Here is a 14,312-nt window from a genome sequence, read left to right as displayed (position 1 = left end):
GCAGGACCGGGGCGCCGCCGGCCGGATGGTCGGTCGCCGGGCGGCTCACCGCGACGAGGCCGGCCCGGATCACGTCCGGATATGCTCGTGGGGGTGCGGGCTGGAGGCATGCGGATCCGGACCGTGGCGGTGGTCGCCGAGCTCGATCCGGGCCGGGATGATCGAGAGGCTGTCGTGGCGGATGCCGCGCTGGGTCGCGACCGCGTCGGCGAAGTCGAGGATCTCGCGCACCCGGCCGCGGACGAGGAGCGTGTGCAGGCTCGCATCGTGGTCGAGGGGGACCTGGAGCTGCGCGATCACGAGGTCGTGCCGCTGCTGCTGGATCGCGGCGAGGCGCTGGCCGAGGTCGCGCAGGCCGGCCTCGGCGACGAAGGTGAAGGTCGCCACGCAACAAAGGTCGGGGTCGAGCGCGCGGCGGGTCTCGGCGAGGCCGCGCCGCAGAAGGTCGCGCATCGCCTCCGAACGGCCGGCATAGCCGCGCCGTTCGGCGATCCGGTCGACCTCGGCCACGAGGTCCGGGTCGAGGGTGACGGTGATCCGCTGCATCAGCCGATCTCCTTGGGCGTGGCGGGCAGGACGGCATCCACGAGGGCGCACGCCGCCGGGTGCGACAGGGTGAGGCAAGTCCTGCCGAGACCCGACCTGCAGGCCGACATATCGACGATCCGCCCCTCGCTCAGCACCACGACCCGGTCGGCGAAGCGGCGTGCCAGCCGCACGTCGTGGGTGACGAGGAGGAAGGCGGTCCCGTGCCGGCGGCGCAGGTCCGAGAGGCGGTCGAGGATATCGACCTGGCGCGGCGCGTCGAGGTTCGAGATCGCCTCGTCGAGGAGCACGAGGGCGGGCCGGGTGGCGAGCGCCCGGGCGAGTCCGACCCGCTGCACCTGGCCGCCGGAGAGCTGGCCGGGCAGCCGACCGGCTTCGGCCGGGTCGAGGCCGACCATGTCGAGGACTTCCGCGGCCCGCGCCTCCCGCTCCGGGCCCGACAGGCCGGTCAGGTGGCGCAGGGGCTCGGCGACGATCCGCCCGATACTGTGCCGGGGATTCACCGCCGAGAGCGGATCCTGGAGCACCATCTGCACCGCGGCGCGGAAGGCCCGCCGGCCGTCGCGGTCGAGCGTGCCGAGGGGCGCGCCGCGAAACCGAACCGTTCCGTCATCGGCGTCTTCCAGCCCGAGGAGCAGGCGGGCCAGCGTGCTCTTGCCCGAGCCGCTGCGGCCGATCAGGGCGACGCATTCCCCCACCGCGAGGGCGAGGTCGATCCCGGCCAGGACCGGTCGGGCCGCCTTCCGCCAGCCGGCGCCCGGATAGGTCTTGCCGAGCCCTTCCGCCGTCAGCAGCGCCGTCATGCCTGGACCTCGTGCAGCGCACGATGGGCGTCGAGGAGGGCCCGCGTCGCCGGATGCGCCGGCTCTGCGAACAGGCGGGAGACATCGCCCGTCTCGACGATGCGGCCTTCCTCCATCACCGCCACCCGGTCGGCGAGGCGGGCGACGACGCCGAGATCATGGGTGACGATCAGCAATCCCAGATCGTGCTTGCGGACGAGGCGAGCGAGGAGATCGAGGATGCCGGCCTGCGCGACGAGGTCGAGATCGGTGGTCGGTTCGTCGGCGACGAGGAAGGGCGCCCGGGAAAGGAGTGCCAGCGCGATCATCGCCCGCTGCAGCATCCCGCCCGACATCTGGAACGGATAGAGGTCCGGCACGCCCGGATCCTCGCCGAGCCCGACCGCCGCTAGGGCCTCGTTCATTGCCTCCCGCCCGGCCCGGCCGCGGATCCCCGCCACCGCCAGGGTCTCGCCGGCATGGTCTCGAAGCGTCCGCAGGGGGTTGAAGGCGGTGCGCGGCGCCTGGAGCACGCTGGCGACGGCCCGGCCGCGCAAGGCCTCCGGCTTCGCCTCCGTCCCGCCGAGGAGGATGCGCCCGCCCGCCTGCCGCGTGCCCGGCGGCAATACCCCGAGGAGGCCGGCGCAGGCGAGCGACTTGCCGGACCCGCTGGCGCCGACGAGGGCCAGGACCTCGCCTTCGTGCAGATCCAGGGTCACGTCCCGCACCAGAGGTCGTGTCTCGCGCCCTCGCCAGGTCTCGACGCGAAGGCCGTCGATCCGGAGCGTCTGCGCGCTCACAGTCCGCGTCCCGCGACGAGCGTCGGGTCGAGGCGGTCGCGCAGGGCGTCGCCGAGGCGATTGAAGGCCAGCACCGAAAGGGCGATCGCGAGCCCCGGCCAGACGACGAGGAACGGCCGGGTCCAGAAGAACGGGCGCCCGTCGTTGATCATCACGCCCCATTCCGGTGTCGGCGGCTGCACGCCGAGGCCGAGGAAGGACAGCCCGGCGACGTGGAGCGCCATGTGGCCGATATCGAGGGTGGCGAGCGCGGCGAGCGGCGGCACCACGCCGGGCAGCACGTGCTCGGCGAAGATCGCGAGCGGCGGCGCGCCGGCGATCCGCGCCGCCAGCACGTAATCGCGGGTCTTCAACTCCAGGACGAGGCCGCGCACGATCCGCGCGTACCAGGCCCAGTGCGACAGCACGATGGCCGCCACCACGTTGACGAGGCCGGTGCCGAGCGCGCCGATCATGAACAGGGCCAGCACGAAGGTCGGCACGGTGAGGAAGACGTCGCACAGGCGCATCAGCCCGGCATCGACCCGTCCTCCCACCATCCCGGCGAGCCCCCCGACCGAGAGGCCGAGCGCCACGACAAGCGCGAGCACGACCAGGACCGAGCCGAGGGTGGTGCGCGCCCCGGCGATCAGCCGCGAGAGGATGTCGCGGCCGAGATGGTCGGTGCCGAGGAGATGCGTGAGGTTCGGCGCCTCGAACCGATGGGCGAGATCGACCGCCAGGGGATCGTGGGGGGCCGCGAGCGGTCCGACGAGGGCGAGGAGCACGAAGCAGGCGGCGAGCGCTCCCGCAACGGTGACCGGCCCGGGGCGGGCGGTGGCGAGGCCGGAGATCCTCACGCGGCGTCTCCCGCGAGGCGGATGCGCGGATCGAGCCAGGCATAGGCGAGGTCGACCGCGAGGTTGCACAGGACGAACACCACCGTCATCACCAGGGTGAAGCACTGGATCACCGGGTAGTCGCGATCGTAGATCGCCGAGACGGCGTAGCGGCCGATGCCCGGCCAGGAGAAGATCGTCTCGACCACCAGAGCGCCGCCCAGTAGCTCGCCGACATGCATCCCCGTCGCCGTGACGACGGGCACGAGGGCGTTGCGCAAGACATGGCGGCGGGTCACGGCGCGCTCAGGAAGACCGCGCAGGCGGGCATAGAGCACGTGACGCGCGCCTGCCACCTCCAGCATGCTCGCCCGCAGGAGCCGGGCATTGACCGAGAGCGACATCAGGCCGATCGCCAGCGTCGGCATGACGAGGTGGAGCGCGGTGCCGCTCCCCGTTGCCGGCAGCCAGCCGAGGGACACCGAGAAGGTGGCGACGAGCAGGAAGGCGATCCAGAAATTCGGCAGCGAGACCCCGAGCACCGCGACGCCGCGCACCAGCCGGTCCTGCCACCCGCCGCGATGCCCGGCCGCCCAGGCGCCGAGCGGCAGGCTCAATGCGAGGCTGACCACGAGTGCCGTCCCGGCGAGCTGGAGCGTGGCGGGCAGGTAGCCGAGAAGCTCCGGCAGTACCGGCCGGCGCGTGGCGTAGGAGAGGCCGAAATCGCCGTGCAGCGCGTGCCACAGCCAGTCGAGGTACTGGACGACGAAGGGGCGATCGAGGCCGAGCATCGCCCGGGCATCGGCGATGGCCGCGTCGGTCGGCGGAACCTGCGACAGGCGCAGATAGTCGAGCGCCGGGTCGCCCGGCCCCAGCCGCAACATGGTGAAGACGAGAAGCGAGACGCCGAGCAGCATCGGGGGGATCAGTGCCAGGCGGGCGGCGGCAAAGCGCAGCATCAGCGGGACGCCCCGGCCGGCCGCATGGCGGCGAAGGGGATCTCGTTGAGCGTCGCACCGAACCGCACGCCCGTGACCCTGGCGCGGTGGACCTCGATCGCCACGGCATGGGAGATCGGCAGGTACACCGCCGCCTCGTGCAGCATGGTCAGGATTCTCGCGTAAAGGCGTTGCCGCTCGGCCGGGTCGGTGGCGGCGAGGGCCGCCGTGATCGCGGCGTCGATCCCGGCCTTGTCGGGCAGGCCCTTCTGCGCCTGGTAATCGGCGTGCGAGGGCGCCCGCATCGCGCTGACGAAGGAGGCGGGATCGTAGGGCGGCCCCCAGGTCTCGCCGAAGATCAGGCCGAAGCGCCCGTCCTTCTGGCGGGCGAGGATCGCGCTCTCCTCCTCGCCGACGAGGCGCACGGCGATGCCGATCCGGGCGAGATCGGCCTGGATCACCTCGGCGATGGCCTTCTGTTGGGCGTTGGTGCCGACGAAGTCGAGTTCGAGCGCCAACGGGCGCCCGGCTTTCGCGCGTACCCCGTCGCGGCCCCGGGCCCAGCCGGCCTCGTCGAGGAACTTGTCCGCCGCCGCCCGGTCGAAGCCGTAGGGTGTCAGCCCGACATCGGCGTAGGGAATGGTGGGGGCGAACAGGAAATCGGCGCGGGGCTCGATCCCGTCGAGGACGGTGCGGACCAGGGTGTCCTTGTCGACCGCCTGGTTGATCGCGCGCCGCACCGCGGGATCGTCGGTGGGGAATCGCGCGGAGTTGAGCGCGAGGACCCGAGTGGCGAGCGGCCCTGATACCGCGGCCGAGAAGGCCGGGGCTTGCTCGCGCAGGCGCAGGAAGGCCTCCGACGGGATCTGCCCGGCGGCGCCGTAGACGAGATCGACCTCGCCGGTCTGGAGCGCGATGGCGCGGGTGTTGGGGTCGGGGATCACCTTGACGACGAGGCGCGCGAAGGCCGGCTTGTCGCCCCAGTAGGTCGGGTTGGCGGCGAAGGTATCGGAGATGCCGAGCCGCGTCTCGACGAGGCGCCACGGCCCGGTGCCGACCGGCGCCCTGATGCCGCCCGCCGTGGTGCTCCCCGGGCCCATGGCGGCGGGCGAGACGAAGCGGAAGGGCCGCGGCAGTGCGAGTTCCTTCAACGTCGGATCGTGCGCGGCCTTGAGCACCAGCCGGAAGGCGAGGGGGCCGGTGACCTCGGTGCGGTCGATCTGCCGCGCCAGGTCGAGCCAGTCGTGGCGGGCACGGTTGGCCAGGATCGCATCGAAGTTCGCCTTCACCGCCGCGGCGTCGAAAGGCGTCCCGTCGCTGAAGGTCACGCCCGGACGCAAGGTGAAGTCGTAGGTCCGCCCGTCCGTCGAGATCGTCCAGGCGGTGGCGAGCCAGGGCTCGACCGTGCCGTCGGCGCGGGCCCTCACCAGCGGCTCATAGACGCTGGCCTGCGCGAACATCTGGTTGGGGGCGTAGAGATGCGGGTTCAGCGGCCCGACATTGGTCGGCCAGGAATAGGTGAGCTGTGGGCCGTCCGCGGCCGCCACGGTCATCGGCAGGACGGTGCCGGCCAGCAGGGCGGCGACGGCGAGGCTCGCCAGCTTGGGCATCGGGCTCCTGGTATGACGAATGAGAGGAAAGCTCCTACCGCCTGATACGGGAGCGGCGCCGGATCGGCCAGCGGCGATGCACGATTTTCCGTTCGTTCGTCTCGCACGAGGATCATCCGGGAAACGAAAGGCCGCGGGTTCTCTCCTCTCCCCGCGGGCGGGGAGAGGGCTGCGTCTCCGTTCAGGAGACGCAGCAAGCGGAGGCGCAGCCGGAGAGAGGGTGAGGGGGTCTCGACGCGTAAGGCTCCTGCGGAAACACCCCCTCACCCCCGCCCTTCGGGCTCCCTGAGCCCCTTCGGAGCTCAGGCCTCTCCCCGCCCGCGGGGAGAGGGGAAACCCGAGCCGATCTTTCGTCTGGACAGCCGCGCGCCGGTCCTGTCGATTGTCCTCCAACGAGACGGGCGCTCCGGAATCGGATGACGCCCCCGGGAGGAAACAGGATGGCGAAGGTCGCGATCGTCGGATGCGGCGCCATGGGCTCGGTCTATGCAGGCCTGATGGCGTCGGTGGGCCACGCGGTGCACGCCGTCACGCTCTGGGCCGATCATGCGGCGGCGATGCGGGAGAACGGCCTGCGCGTCGAGGGCGCGAGCGGCGACCGCACCGTGCGGCTCGCGAGCGCCGGCACCACGACGGAGGGGATCGGCCCCTGCGACCTCGTCATCGTCGCCACCAAGGCCTTCGACGTCGCGGCGGCGGCCGGGAGTTGCGCCCCGCTGATCGGGCCCGGGACGGTGGTGCAGACGATCCAGAACGGGCTCGGCTCGCCGGAGGTGGCGGCGACATTCATCGACCCGGACCGGATCGCCGTCGGCGTGGTCGGCGGCTTCGGCGCCTCGATGCGGGCCCCCGGCCACGCGCATCATAACGGCCTCGAGATGATCCGCTTCGGCGCCTTCGCGGGCCTGCCGCGCGAGCGCCTGGAGGCCTCGGCGGCGATCTGGGACTCGGCCGGGTTCAGGACCAGCCTGTTCGACGATCTCGGCCGGATGGTGTGGGAGAAGCTGATCATGAACGTCACCTTCTCGGGCACCACCACGCTCACGGGCCTGACTATCGGCGGGGTGATGGCCGATCCGGAGGCCTGGCGAGTGGCGAAGGGATGCGCCGAGGAGGCGATCGCCGTGGCGGAGGCCATGGGGGTGAACCTCCAGGTCGGTGACCCGATCGAGCATATCCGCCGCCTCGGCGGCAGGATTCCCGATGCCCGGCCCTCGATGCTGCTCGACCATCGGGCCGGGCGCCGCGGCGAGGTCGAGGCGATCAACGGGTCGATTCCGCGCCTGGGCCGGCGATGCGGGGTGGCGACACCGGTCAACGACACCGTGGTCGCCCTGATCAAGGCGCGGGAGGCCGCCTTCCCGGTCCAGGCCGATCCCGGAACCTGCCCGGTCTGATCAGGCTCCGAGCGCCCGGTCGGTCTCCGCGCACCACGGCAGGCTCGCCTGGCTGCCCCGCCGCCCGCAGGCGAGGGCGGCCGCGACGCTCGCCCGCTCCATCGCCGCGCGCAACGGCGTGCCGCGATCGAGCGCCGCCGCCAGGACGCCGACGAAGCAGTCGCCCGCCGCGGTGGTGTCGACCGGGTCGATCGCCCGGGCCGGGACGTGCCAGGCGCCGTCCGCCGTCGCCGCCTCCGAGCCGGCCTCGCCGAGGGTGTGCACCACGTCGATGCCGAGCACCGCCCGCAGGGAGGCCGCCTCCGGCGCGCAGCCGAGCCGCGCGGCGGTCGCCTCCGCCTCGTCCTCGTTGACGACGAGGAGGCCGGCGAGCCGCAGGGTGTCGGCGTCGAGCGGCAGGGCGGGAGCGAGGTTGAGGATCGCCCGCAGGCCCGTAGCCCGGGCCCGGCGCAGGAGCGCAGCGGTCTCGGCCGCCTCGACCTCCATCTGGAGGAGCAGCGAGGTCGCCCGGGCGAGATCGGTATCCGCAACCTGATCGGCCCGGGCCTGCGCGTTCGCCCCCAGCGCCACCGCGATGCGGTTGCGGCCCGCCGCGTCGATCCAGATCGAGGCGCAGCCCGTCGCCGCCGCCACGGTACGGACCCGGGCGATGTCGGCACCCGCCTCGCGCAGACCCGACAGCGCCACCTCGGCGAGGGCATCGCCGCCGACGGCGCCGACCATCGCGACCTCTGCCCCGTCCCGGGCCGCGGCCACGGCCTGGTTCGCGCCCTTGCCGCCCGCCTGCACGGCGAGATCGTCGGCCAGCAGCGTCTGGCCCGAGCGCGGGATCTCGGGGAGGCGGAAGATCAGGTCGGCATTCAGCGAGCCGAAGCAGACGATCACGGGGTTTCTCCTGGGGCGGCTTCGGGCAGGCGCCGGGCGCGACGTCGGTCGATGTCACCGATGCGCAGGAACGGGAAGGGGGCGGGCGGGGCGATCGGGAACTTTTACGGGAGCCGCACCATCGACGCCATCGAACGACCGGCGGTGCCGAAACGAAGGCCACGTTTTCACCCTGGCCTTCATCCGCGGAAAAATTTCCGCTCGCCTGCAGGAACACCCGGCGAAACCGCGCGATTCGTCCGCAATGCCGCTGGGGCAAGGGCGTCAGGGGGAGGCGGCGGCGACGCCGGTTCCCGGGGCACCCATCCCCGCAATTCCGCCTCCTCTCGCCCGAGCCTTTGCCGATGCACGATCCGGACGCCCGGCCCTACCAGCCCATCGAGGCCTACGGCCTGATCGGCAACTGCCACGGCTGCGCCCTCGTCGCCCGCGACGGCTCGATCGACTGGGCCTGCCTCGAGCGATTCGATGCGCCCCCGGTCTTCTCCCGCCTGCTCGACCGCCGGCGCGGCGGCTTCTTCGCCCTCGCGCCGGAAGGGCCGTTCGAGAGTGCACGGCTCTATCTGCCGGGCACCAACATCCTCGAGACCACCTTCACCTGCGCCACCGGGGCGGCGACGGTGCACGACTTCATGCTCGCTCGAGAATCGGGACGGACGCTGCCCTGCCTGGTGCGCCTCGTCTCCGGCGTGTCCGGCGCGGTGCCGATGCGGGCGGTCTACCGGCCGCTGGCGGGTTTTTCGGAATCCTTCCCCACGCTCAGGCCGGTGTCGGGCGGCGCCGGCGCCGAGGGGCTGCCGGACGTGATTACCGATCTGCCTCTCGCGATCGAGGGCGGCGCGGCGGTGGCCCGGTTCACGATCGAGCATGGCGGCGAGCAGGCCTTCGCGCTCTATCCCGGCGGCGCAGCGGCCCGCACGGCGTTGCGCCCGCGCGAGCTGATGGAGACGGCGCGCCGGGCCTGGACCGGCTGGTCGGCCGGCGCCGCCTATGACGGGCCGCTCCGCGACCAGCTCCTGCGCAGCGCGCTCACCCTCAAGGCCCTGACCTACGCACCCTCCGGTGCCATCGTGGCGGCGGCCACCACCTCGCTGCCGGAGGAGATCGGCGGCATCCGCAACTGGGATTACCGGTTCTGCTGGATCCGCGACGCCTGCCTGTCCTTCTACGTGCTGAAGAAGTTCGGCATGGTGGCGGAGGCGGAAGCCTTCTTCCGCTTCGTCGGCACCCTGGCCGAGCGCGACGAGGGGGGCCTGCGCCCCCTCTACGCCATCGCCGGCGAGACCGACCTGACAGAACACGAGGCGGCGCATTTCGAGGGCTGGCGCGGCAGCGCCCCGGTCCGCTACGGCAACGAGGCGGCCGAGCAGCACCAGAGCGACGCCTACGGTCAGGTGCTCGACCTCATCCACCTGTACCGCACCCTCGGCGGCACCATCCCCGAGGCGATGGAGCGCCAGGCGATCCGGCTGGCCGATTTCGCCGCCGCCCACTGGCACGAGACGGATGCCGGCCTGTGGGAGCCGCGCAAGCCCGAGGAGCATTACCTGCACGCCGCGATCATGAACTGGGTCGCGGTCGACCGGGCGATCCGGCTGTTCGGCGAGCGGCCGCATTGGTGCGCGGCCCGCGACGCCATCGTGGCCCGGGTCAACGGCGAGGCGGTTCACTCGCGGGACGGCTACTACCCGCAATATGTCGGCGGCGACGATCCCGATGCGGCGTTGCTGATCGCCCCGATGGTGGGCTTTCCGGTCGACGAGGCGGTCTTCGCCCGCACGGTCGAGGTGGTGATCGAGCGCCTCGGCCACGGCCCGCTCGTCTACCGCTACCGCAACGACGACGGGCTGCCCGGCCACGAGGGCACCTTCCTGATCTGCGCCTTCTGGCTCGTCGACGCGCTGGCCTGGCTCGGCCGGACCGAGGAGGCCCGGACCCGGTTCGACGCCCTGCGGGCGCTCCAGAACGATCTGGGGCTCTACGCCGAGGAGGTGGCGGAGGACCGCACCTTCCTGGGCAACTTCCCGCAGGCCTTCAGCCACCTCGCCTTCATCCACAGCGCCCTCGTCCTCGACCTCGCGGCCCAGGGCGGGCGGGAGGCGGTGGCCGGCACCTATGCCGAGCGCACCTTGCGCGAGACGCGCTGGCGCCGGGTGCCCTGGATCGTGCCGCCGACGTGAGCCCATAATGCGCCGCCACCCTGCCGAGAACCGAATTCCGGCGCCCGATCACGGCGCGACTCTCGCAAGAGACGACGTGGTCCCTATGGCCTCACGCGATTAACCCGATCTTGAAGGGACGGCACCTATTCATTGGTGGACGAACGAGGTTTGCGGGAACCAGCATCGTGAGGCGACGCGATCTCGTCAGTCTGGTCCTTGCGCTCGGCCTCGTCGTCCCGGAACCGGCGCTGGCCGGAAGCACGCCGCTCACGTGGCCGGTCTTCGACGCGCCGCCCTTCACCATCACCGAGGGCGATCACCGCGGAACCGGCATCTTCGACCGAATCCGCCGGCTCCTGGCCTCGCGGCTGACCGATTATGCCGTCACGAGCGTCACGGTGCCGTTCCCGCGCATCGTGACCTCGCTCAAGAACGGCGAGGAATGGTGCTTCGTCGGCGGCGTGAGGACCCCCGAGCGCGAGGACTTCGCGGTGTTCTCGCGCCCGGTGGCGATGTTCTATCCGCTGCGCATCGTCGTGCATGCCTCGAAACGCGCCCGCTTCGAGGCGCTCGGGCCGCTCTCCCTGCGCAGCCTGCTCACCGAGCACCGCGACTTGCGCACCAGCGTGCTGCGAGACCGCGCGATCGCACCGGCGGTCGATGCGCTGTTCCGGCAGTATCCGCCGGGGCAAACCTATGCCCGGTTCATCGAGGCGTACCGCATGCTGCAGAACGACCGGCTCGACTACCTCGTCGATTTCTCCAGCATCACGGCCTACCACACCCGCCAGATCGCTCAGGCCGACGATTTCGTGGGCCTTCCCTTCGCCGAGAGCCCCGAGCCGGTCTTCGCCCGGGTGATGTGCGCCGGCACGCCCTGGGGGCGCGAGGTGGTGGCGCGCATCGACGCCGTGCTGGCGACCGAGCGACCGGGCCCAGCCTATCGCAGCATCGTCGAGGCCTGGGCCGCGCCGGAGGACCTGCCGCGCATCCGTGCCGTCTACGACGCCTTCCTGGCGAGCGATTGACGTCACGCGCGGCCCGGGTCGACGGGCACCCGCGAAGGCCGGCGCAGTTCATGCCGGACGGCCGGATCACCGAGGGATCGACGCCGCACATACAATCTAGAATTGTACGATCGGCAGCCTATGCCTTGAAAATTTTCCCGAAAACCGGCTGTATTTAACCCGATCTTGAAGACGAGGCCGGCATTGACCGACGACCGGCCTTAAGGACATCGCAGGAATCGTCATGGTGAAGCGGCGCGGTCTCACCGGTCTGGTCATCGCGCTCGCTCTGTCGGTCCCGGTGCCGGCGCGCACCCAAGCTGCGCAGGGCCAAGTCGTCGCGCAGGGCCAAGTCGTCGCGCAGGACCAAGTCGTCGCGCAGGCTCGGGACACGCAGATCACCAGGCAGATCACGTGGTCGGTCTACGATGCCCCCCCTTACATGATGACAGAGGGCGAGAACCGCGACACCGGCATCTTCGACCGAATCCGCCGGCTCCTGAGCGATCGGCTGACCGAGTACACTCACGCCACGCTGAACGTGCCGTTCCCGCGCATCATGACCTCGCTCAAGAACGGCGAGGAATGGTGCTTCGTCGGCGGCGTGAGGACCCCCGAGCGCGAGGGCTTCGCGGTGTTCTCGCGCCCGGTGGCGATGTTCTATCCCCTGCGCATCGTCGTGCGCGCCGCGAACCGCGCCCGCTTCGAGGCGCTCGAGCCCCTGTCCCTGCGCAGCCTGCTCACCGAGCACCGCGACTTGCGCACCAGCATGCTGCGCAACCGCGCCATCGCGCCGGCGGTCGATGCGCTGTTCCGGCAATATCCGCCGGGACAGACCCATTCCGAGTTCGGCGAGGCGTTCCGCATGCTGCTGAACGACCGGCTCGACTACCTCGTCGAGTTCTCCAGCATTGCGGCCTACAATGCCCGTCAGATCGGGCAGCCGAGCGCCTTCGTGGGCCTGCCCTTCGCCGAGGAGAACCGGCAACCGGTCTTCGCCCGGGTGATGTGCGCCGGCACGCCCTGGGGGCGCGAGGTGGTGGCGCGTATCGACGCCGTGCTGGCGACCGATCGGCCGGGCCCGGCCTATCGCAGCATCGTCGAGGCCTGGACGGCGCAAGAGGATCTGCCGGGGATTCGCGCCGTCTACGATACCTTCCTCGCGAGCGACTGACCCCTGAGCGCCCGGGCGACGAGTCTCACGCCGCCAGCGCCGCGTCTTCCGCCGACAAGTCCTGCGTCACGAATGGCTCGACCCAGACCCGCTTTCCGGTCAGGTCGTGCACGCTCACCCGCCACTCGGCCCAGTCGTCGACGTCGAGGCTCCGCATCGCCGCCTCGGCGACCGCGCGGGCGTGGCGGGCGAGGGCCATCGGGCTCCGGACGAGACTGCCCTCGGCATCCAGGACGCACTCGGACCCGTTGGTGCAGTGGAAGCGGTAGCGTGTCATGCCGATCCTCTCTCCCCGATGGTCGCGCGCCCGGGCGGGCGATGCCCATACGGGTTAATGTTCACTATATGTTCCGAGTTCGCAACCCGATCGGGACGGGGACGCGATGCCGCACTCCATGTCGTCCTTCGCGCGCGGCCGTCCCGTCTCCATGAATAGGGCTCGCCGCCGGACGGAAACCCTGCCAGTTTCGCGGGCCACGGACCGCGAAAAGCCCCCGGCGGGAGAATTCATGCCCGGCCCCTTCGACTCCATCCTGAACTGGCGGCTGCTGCCGGGCTCGCACACCTTCCCGGGCCCGGATGGCGGCACCTGCATCAACGAGGCGGCGGTGGTGGCGGCGGGCCTGCCCTACCGGGCGATCCGCTCCTCGGCCGATTGCCCACCCTGCTTCTCGGGCCCGCTCGCGGCCTACGCGCTCGGCCTCAACGACGCCATGCCGGATGCCGAGCGCCCGCGGCTGATGGCCTTCGTGCTGCGCCTCGCTGGCTCCGCCGATTCCGCGGCGGTCGAGGCGGCGCGCACCGCCCACCTCGTGCACGAGGGTGTGCGCCGCCTGCTGGCGCCGGTGCTGGAGCGGGCCGGGCTGGTGCGGCACGCCGCCGCCTGCCGGGCGGCGCCGGACCTGGACGCTGCCGTGACGGTGGCGCGCCACGCCGCCTGGTCGGCCGGCTCGCTGGCCGAGGCCGCCGGCCGCCAGGGCACCTGGGTGCGGGGCGCCCGTGCGGCGGCGGCCGCCCGCGCCGCGCTCTTCGCCGCCGAGATCGATGCCCGCACCGCCGCCGACGCGGTCGAGGCCGCCGCCCTGTTCTGGCCCGGCGCCTGGGCCGAGGCGGTGGCGATTCTCGACGAGGCCCTGGGGCTCGGCCGGCAGGCACCGTCCCTTGCAGCCGAGGAGGCCGGGATGCGGATGGAGGCCGCGAAGGCAGGCTTGCGCCGGCAGGCTCCCGCCGAGGCGTGAGACCGCGTCAGCGCCCGCGATAGGCAGCCAGGATCCGCGCACCCTCCGGACCGGTCTTCGCCTCCCAGGCCGCGACGGCCGCCTCGCCGGCCTTGGCGAGCAATGCGGTGATCGCCGGCGCGGGCGGGTCGCCGATGACGACGCCGTTCTGGCGCATGCGGGAAAAATTCTCGTCGAGGCGGGTGCGGATCGCCGCCCATTGCCGCGCCTCCGTCTCGGCCGCCGCCGCGTCGACGGCTTGGCGCAACGCTTCCGGCAGGGCCTCGTAGGCCCGGATGGACACCACGGCGATCGAGATCGGCATCGCGTATTGCACCGCCGTGAAGTGCGGCAGCTGCTCCCACAGGCGGCGCCCGACCCCGCCGTCGCCGGAGGAGAGCATCGCGTCGACGGCGCCGGCCTTCACCTGCGGGATCGCGTCGGCCTGGGACAGGTTGACGGCCTGCGCCCCCGCCGCGGCGAACAGAGCCGTGGAGGTCGCGTCGTAGGTGCGGATCCGGAGGCCCTTCAGGTCGGCGGTGTCGGTGAGGGCACGGCGCGACCAGATTCCCGACGGCGCCCAGGGCGTGACGTAGAGCAGCCGCTGGCCATGCGCGGCCAGCACCCGGGCATAGGCCGGCCGGGCGATCGCCGCAAGGGCTTTCGCCTCCTCGATCGAGGTCGCCAGGAAGGGCAGGGAGGACAGGGCGAAGACCGGATCGACCGCCGCCAGCGGCCCGGTGAAGGCGTCCGCCGCCTCGACCGTGCCGGCCGCCACGGCGTCGATCATCGCGCCGGAGCGTAAGCCCGCGGCGGCATCGAAGCTCGGCGCGACCGCGAGCCGCCCGCCGCTGCGCTCGGCTGCGAGGTGCGCGAAGGTGGCGAGCCCCTCGCCCGGCATGGTGCTGGCGGGATACTCGGTCGGCATCCGCCACACGATCCGCGCGCGGTCCGCCGCGACAGCCGGAGCCTGCGC

14 protein-coding genes (1 of these 14 only partly in view) are annotated in these 14,312 nt (G+C 72.1%); 5 read left to right on the top strand and 9 right to left on the bottom strand.

From position 1 onward, the window contains the following. Nucleotides 1-69 precede the first annotated feature (69 nt). The 6 genes from nikR to nikA are packed head-to-tail and all read right to left on the bottom strand — an operon-like array spanning nucleotide 70 to nucleotide 5,494. Nucleotides 70-546 (bottom strand): nickel-responsive transcriptional regulator NikR, encoded by a 477-nt coding sequence (gene nikR / locus HBB12_RS20640; protein ID WP_236991062.1) that lies wholly within the window; start codon nucleotides 544-546, stop codon nucleotides 70-72. After that, nucleotides 546-1,349 (bottom strand): ATP-binding cassette domain-containing protein, encoded by an 804-nt coding sequence (locus tag HBB12_RS20635; RefSeq protein ID WP_236991061.1) that lies wholly within the window; start codon nucleotides 1,347-1,349, stop codon nucleotides 546-548. Before HBB12_RS20635 ends, nikR begins: the two co-directional genes overlap by 1 nt. Continuing rightward, nucleotides 1,346-2,128: an ATP-binding cassette domain-containing protein gene (locus HBB12_RS20630; protein ID WP_336886941.1), complete on the bottom strand. Its 783-nt coding sequence runs from the start codon at nucleotides 2,126-2,128 to the stop codon at nucleotides 1,346-1,348. Before HBB12_RS20630 ends, HBB12_RS20635 begins: the two co-directional genes overlap by 4 nt. Then, nucleotides 2,125-2,967 carry a nickel ABC transporter permease subunit NikC gene (gene nikC, locus HBB12_RS20625; RefSeq protein ID WP_236991060.1) on the bottom strand — a complete coding sequence of 281 codons (843 nt, stop codon included), beginning with the start codon at nucleotides 2,965-2,967 and terminating at the stop codon, nucleotides 2,125-2,127. The genes HBB12_RS20630 and nikC overlap by 4 nt, the downstream gene beginning before the upstream one ends. Beyond that, complete coding sequence (nikB, locus tag HBB12_RS20620) at nucleotides 2,964-3,905, bottom strand: nickel ABC transporter permease subunit NikB (protein WP_236991059.1); 942 nt, start codon at nucleotides 3,903-3,905, stop codon at nucleotides 2,964-2,966. Before nikB ends, nikC begins: the two co-directional genes overlap by 4 nt. After that, nucleotides 3,905-5,494, bottom strand: coding sequence for a nickel ABC transporter substrate-binding protein (gene nikA, locus HBB12_RS20615; RefSeq protein WP_236991058.1), 1,590 nt, complete (start codon nucleotides 5,492-5,494; stop codon nucleotides 3,905-3,907). The genes nikB and nikA overlap by 1 nt, the downstream gene beginning before the upstream one ends. Before the next feature lie 440 nt (nucleotides 5,495-5,934). Between nikA and HBB12_RS20610 the strand changes: the two genes are divergently transcribed. After that, on the top strand, nucleotides 5,935-6,891 hold the full coding sequence (locus HBB12_RS20610) for a ketopantoate reductase family protein (RefSeq protein WP_236991057.1): 957 nt from the start codon (nucleotides 5,935-5,937) through the stop codon (nucleotides 6,889-6,891). Here the strand turns inward: HBB12_RS20610 and HBB12_RS20605 are convergent, their stop codons facing one another. Further along, nucleotides 6,892-7,776, bottom strand: a complete 885-nt coding sequence (locus HBB12_RS20605) for a ribokinase (RefSeq protein ID WP_236991056.1) — start codon at nucleotides 7,774-7,776, stop codon at nucleotides 6,892-6,894. It abuts the gene before it with no gap. A 344-nt stretch (nucleotides 7,777-8,120) separates the two neighbouring features. On the opposite strand from HBB12_RS20605, the gene HBB12_RS20600 reads away from it, so the two are divergent. The 3 genes from HBB12_RS20600 (at nucleotide 8,121) to HBB12_RS20590 (ending at nucleotide 12,119) form a co-directional block, all read left to right on the top strand. After that, on the top strand, nucleotides 8,121-9,956 hold the full coding sequence (locus HBB12_RS20600; protein ID WP_236991055.1) for a glycoside hydrolase family 15 protein: 1,836 nt from the start codon (nucleotides 8,121-8,123) through the stop codon (nucleotides 9,954-9,956). Nucleotides 9,957-10,123: 167 nt separating this feature from the next. Further along, nucleotides 10,124-10,966 carry a transporter substrate-binding domain-containing protein gene (locus HBB12_RS20595; RefSeq protein ID WP_236991054.1) on the top strand — a complete coding sequence of 281 codons (843 nt, stop codon included), beginning with the start codon at nucleotides 10,124-10,126 and terminating at the stop codon, nucleotides 10,964-10,966. Nucleotides 10,967-11,189: 223 nt separating this feature from the next. Then, nucleotides 11,190-12,119 (top strand): transporter substrate-binding domain-containing protein, encoded by a 930-nt coding sequence (locus HBB12_RS20590; protein ID WP_236991053.1) that lies wholly within the window; start codon nucleotides 11,190-11,192, stop codon nucleotides 12,117-12,119. A 25-nt stretch (nucleotides 12,120-12,144) separates the two neighbouring features. Here HBB12_RS20590 and HBB12_RS20585 read toward each other — a convergent pair whose 3' ends face one another. Continuing rightward, nucleotides 12,145-12,396, bottom strand: coding sequence for a DUF6894 family protein (locus tag HBB12_RS20585; RefSeq protein WP_236991052.1), 252 nt, complete (start codon nucleotides 12,394-12,396; stop codon nucleotides 12,145-12,147). Between the two features lie 232 nt (nucleotides 12,397-12,628). Here HBB12_RS20585 and HBB12_RS20580 point away from each other — a divergent pair, with 232 nt between their 5' ends. After that, nucleotides 12,629-13,357, top strand: coding sequence for a hypothetical protein (locus HBB12_RS20580; protein WP_236991051.1), 729 nt, complete (start codon nucleotides 12,629-12,631; stop codon nucleotides 13,355-13,357). Nucleotides 13,358-13,364: 7 nt separating this feature from the next. Here the strand turns inward: HBB12_RS20580 and HBB12_RS20575 are convergent, their stop codons facing one another. Further along, nucleotides 13,365-14,312, bottom strand: partial view of a TRAP transporter substrate-binding protein gene (locus HBB12_RS20575; protein WP_236991050.1) — the 3' portion only. It continues 75 nt past the right edge of the window; the window shows 948 of its 1,023 coding nt (coding positions 76-1,023); its start codon lies off the right edge, out of view; its stop codon occupies nucleotides 13,365-13,367.

Origin of the sequence: Methylobacterium sp. SyP6R (genome assembly GCF_019216885.1) — a bacterium.
Taxonomy (GTDB): domain Bacteria; phylum Pseudomonadota; class Alphaproteobacteria; order Rhizobiales; family Beijerinckiaceae; genus Methylobacterium.
This window is presented reverse-complemented; position numbering and strand designations above follow the sequence as displayed.

Excerpts from the sequence above, each read along its gene's own strand:
- HBB12_RS20610 (WP_236991057.1), top strand. The coding sequence starts at position 5,935 with ATGGCGAAGGTCGCGATCGTCGGATGCGGCGCCATGGGCTCGGTCTAT.
- HBB12_RS20580 (WP_236991051.1), top strand. The coding sequence starts at position 12,629 with ATGCCCGGCCCCTTCGACTCCATCCTGAACTGGCGGCTGCTGCCGGGC.
- HBB12_RS20600 (WP_236991055.1), top strand. The coding sequence starts at position 8,121 with ATGCACGATCCGGACGCCCGGCCCTACCAGCCCATCGAGGCCTACGGC.
- HBB12_RS20590 (WP_236991053.1), top strand. The coding sequence starts at position 11,190 with ATGGTGAAGCGGCGCGGTCTCACCGGTCTGGTCATCGCGCTCGCTCTG.
- HBB12_RS20635 (WP_236991061.1), bottom strand. The coding sequence starts at position 1,349 with ATGACGGCGCTGCTGACGGCGGAAGGGCTCGGCAAGACCTATCCGGGC.
- nikR (WP_236991062.1), bottom strand. The coding sequence starts at position 546 with ATGCAGCGGATCACCGTCACCCTCGACCCGGACCTCGTGGCCGAGGTC.
- HBB12_RS20585 (WP_236991052.1), bottom strand. The coding sequence starts at position 12,396 with ATGACACGCTACCGCTTCCACTGCACCAACGGGTCCGAGTGCGTCCTG.
- nikB (WP_236991059.1), bottom strand. The coding sequence starts at position 3,905 with ATGCTGCGCTTTGCCGCCGCCCGCCTGGCACTGATCCCCCCGATGCTG.
- nikA (WP_236991058.1), bottom strand. The coding sequence starts at position 5,494 with ATGCCCAAGCTGGCGAGCCTCGCCGTCGCCGCCCTGCTGGCCGGCACC.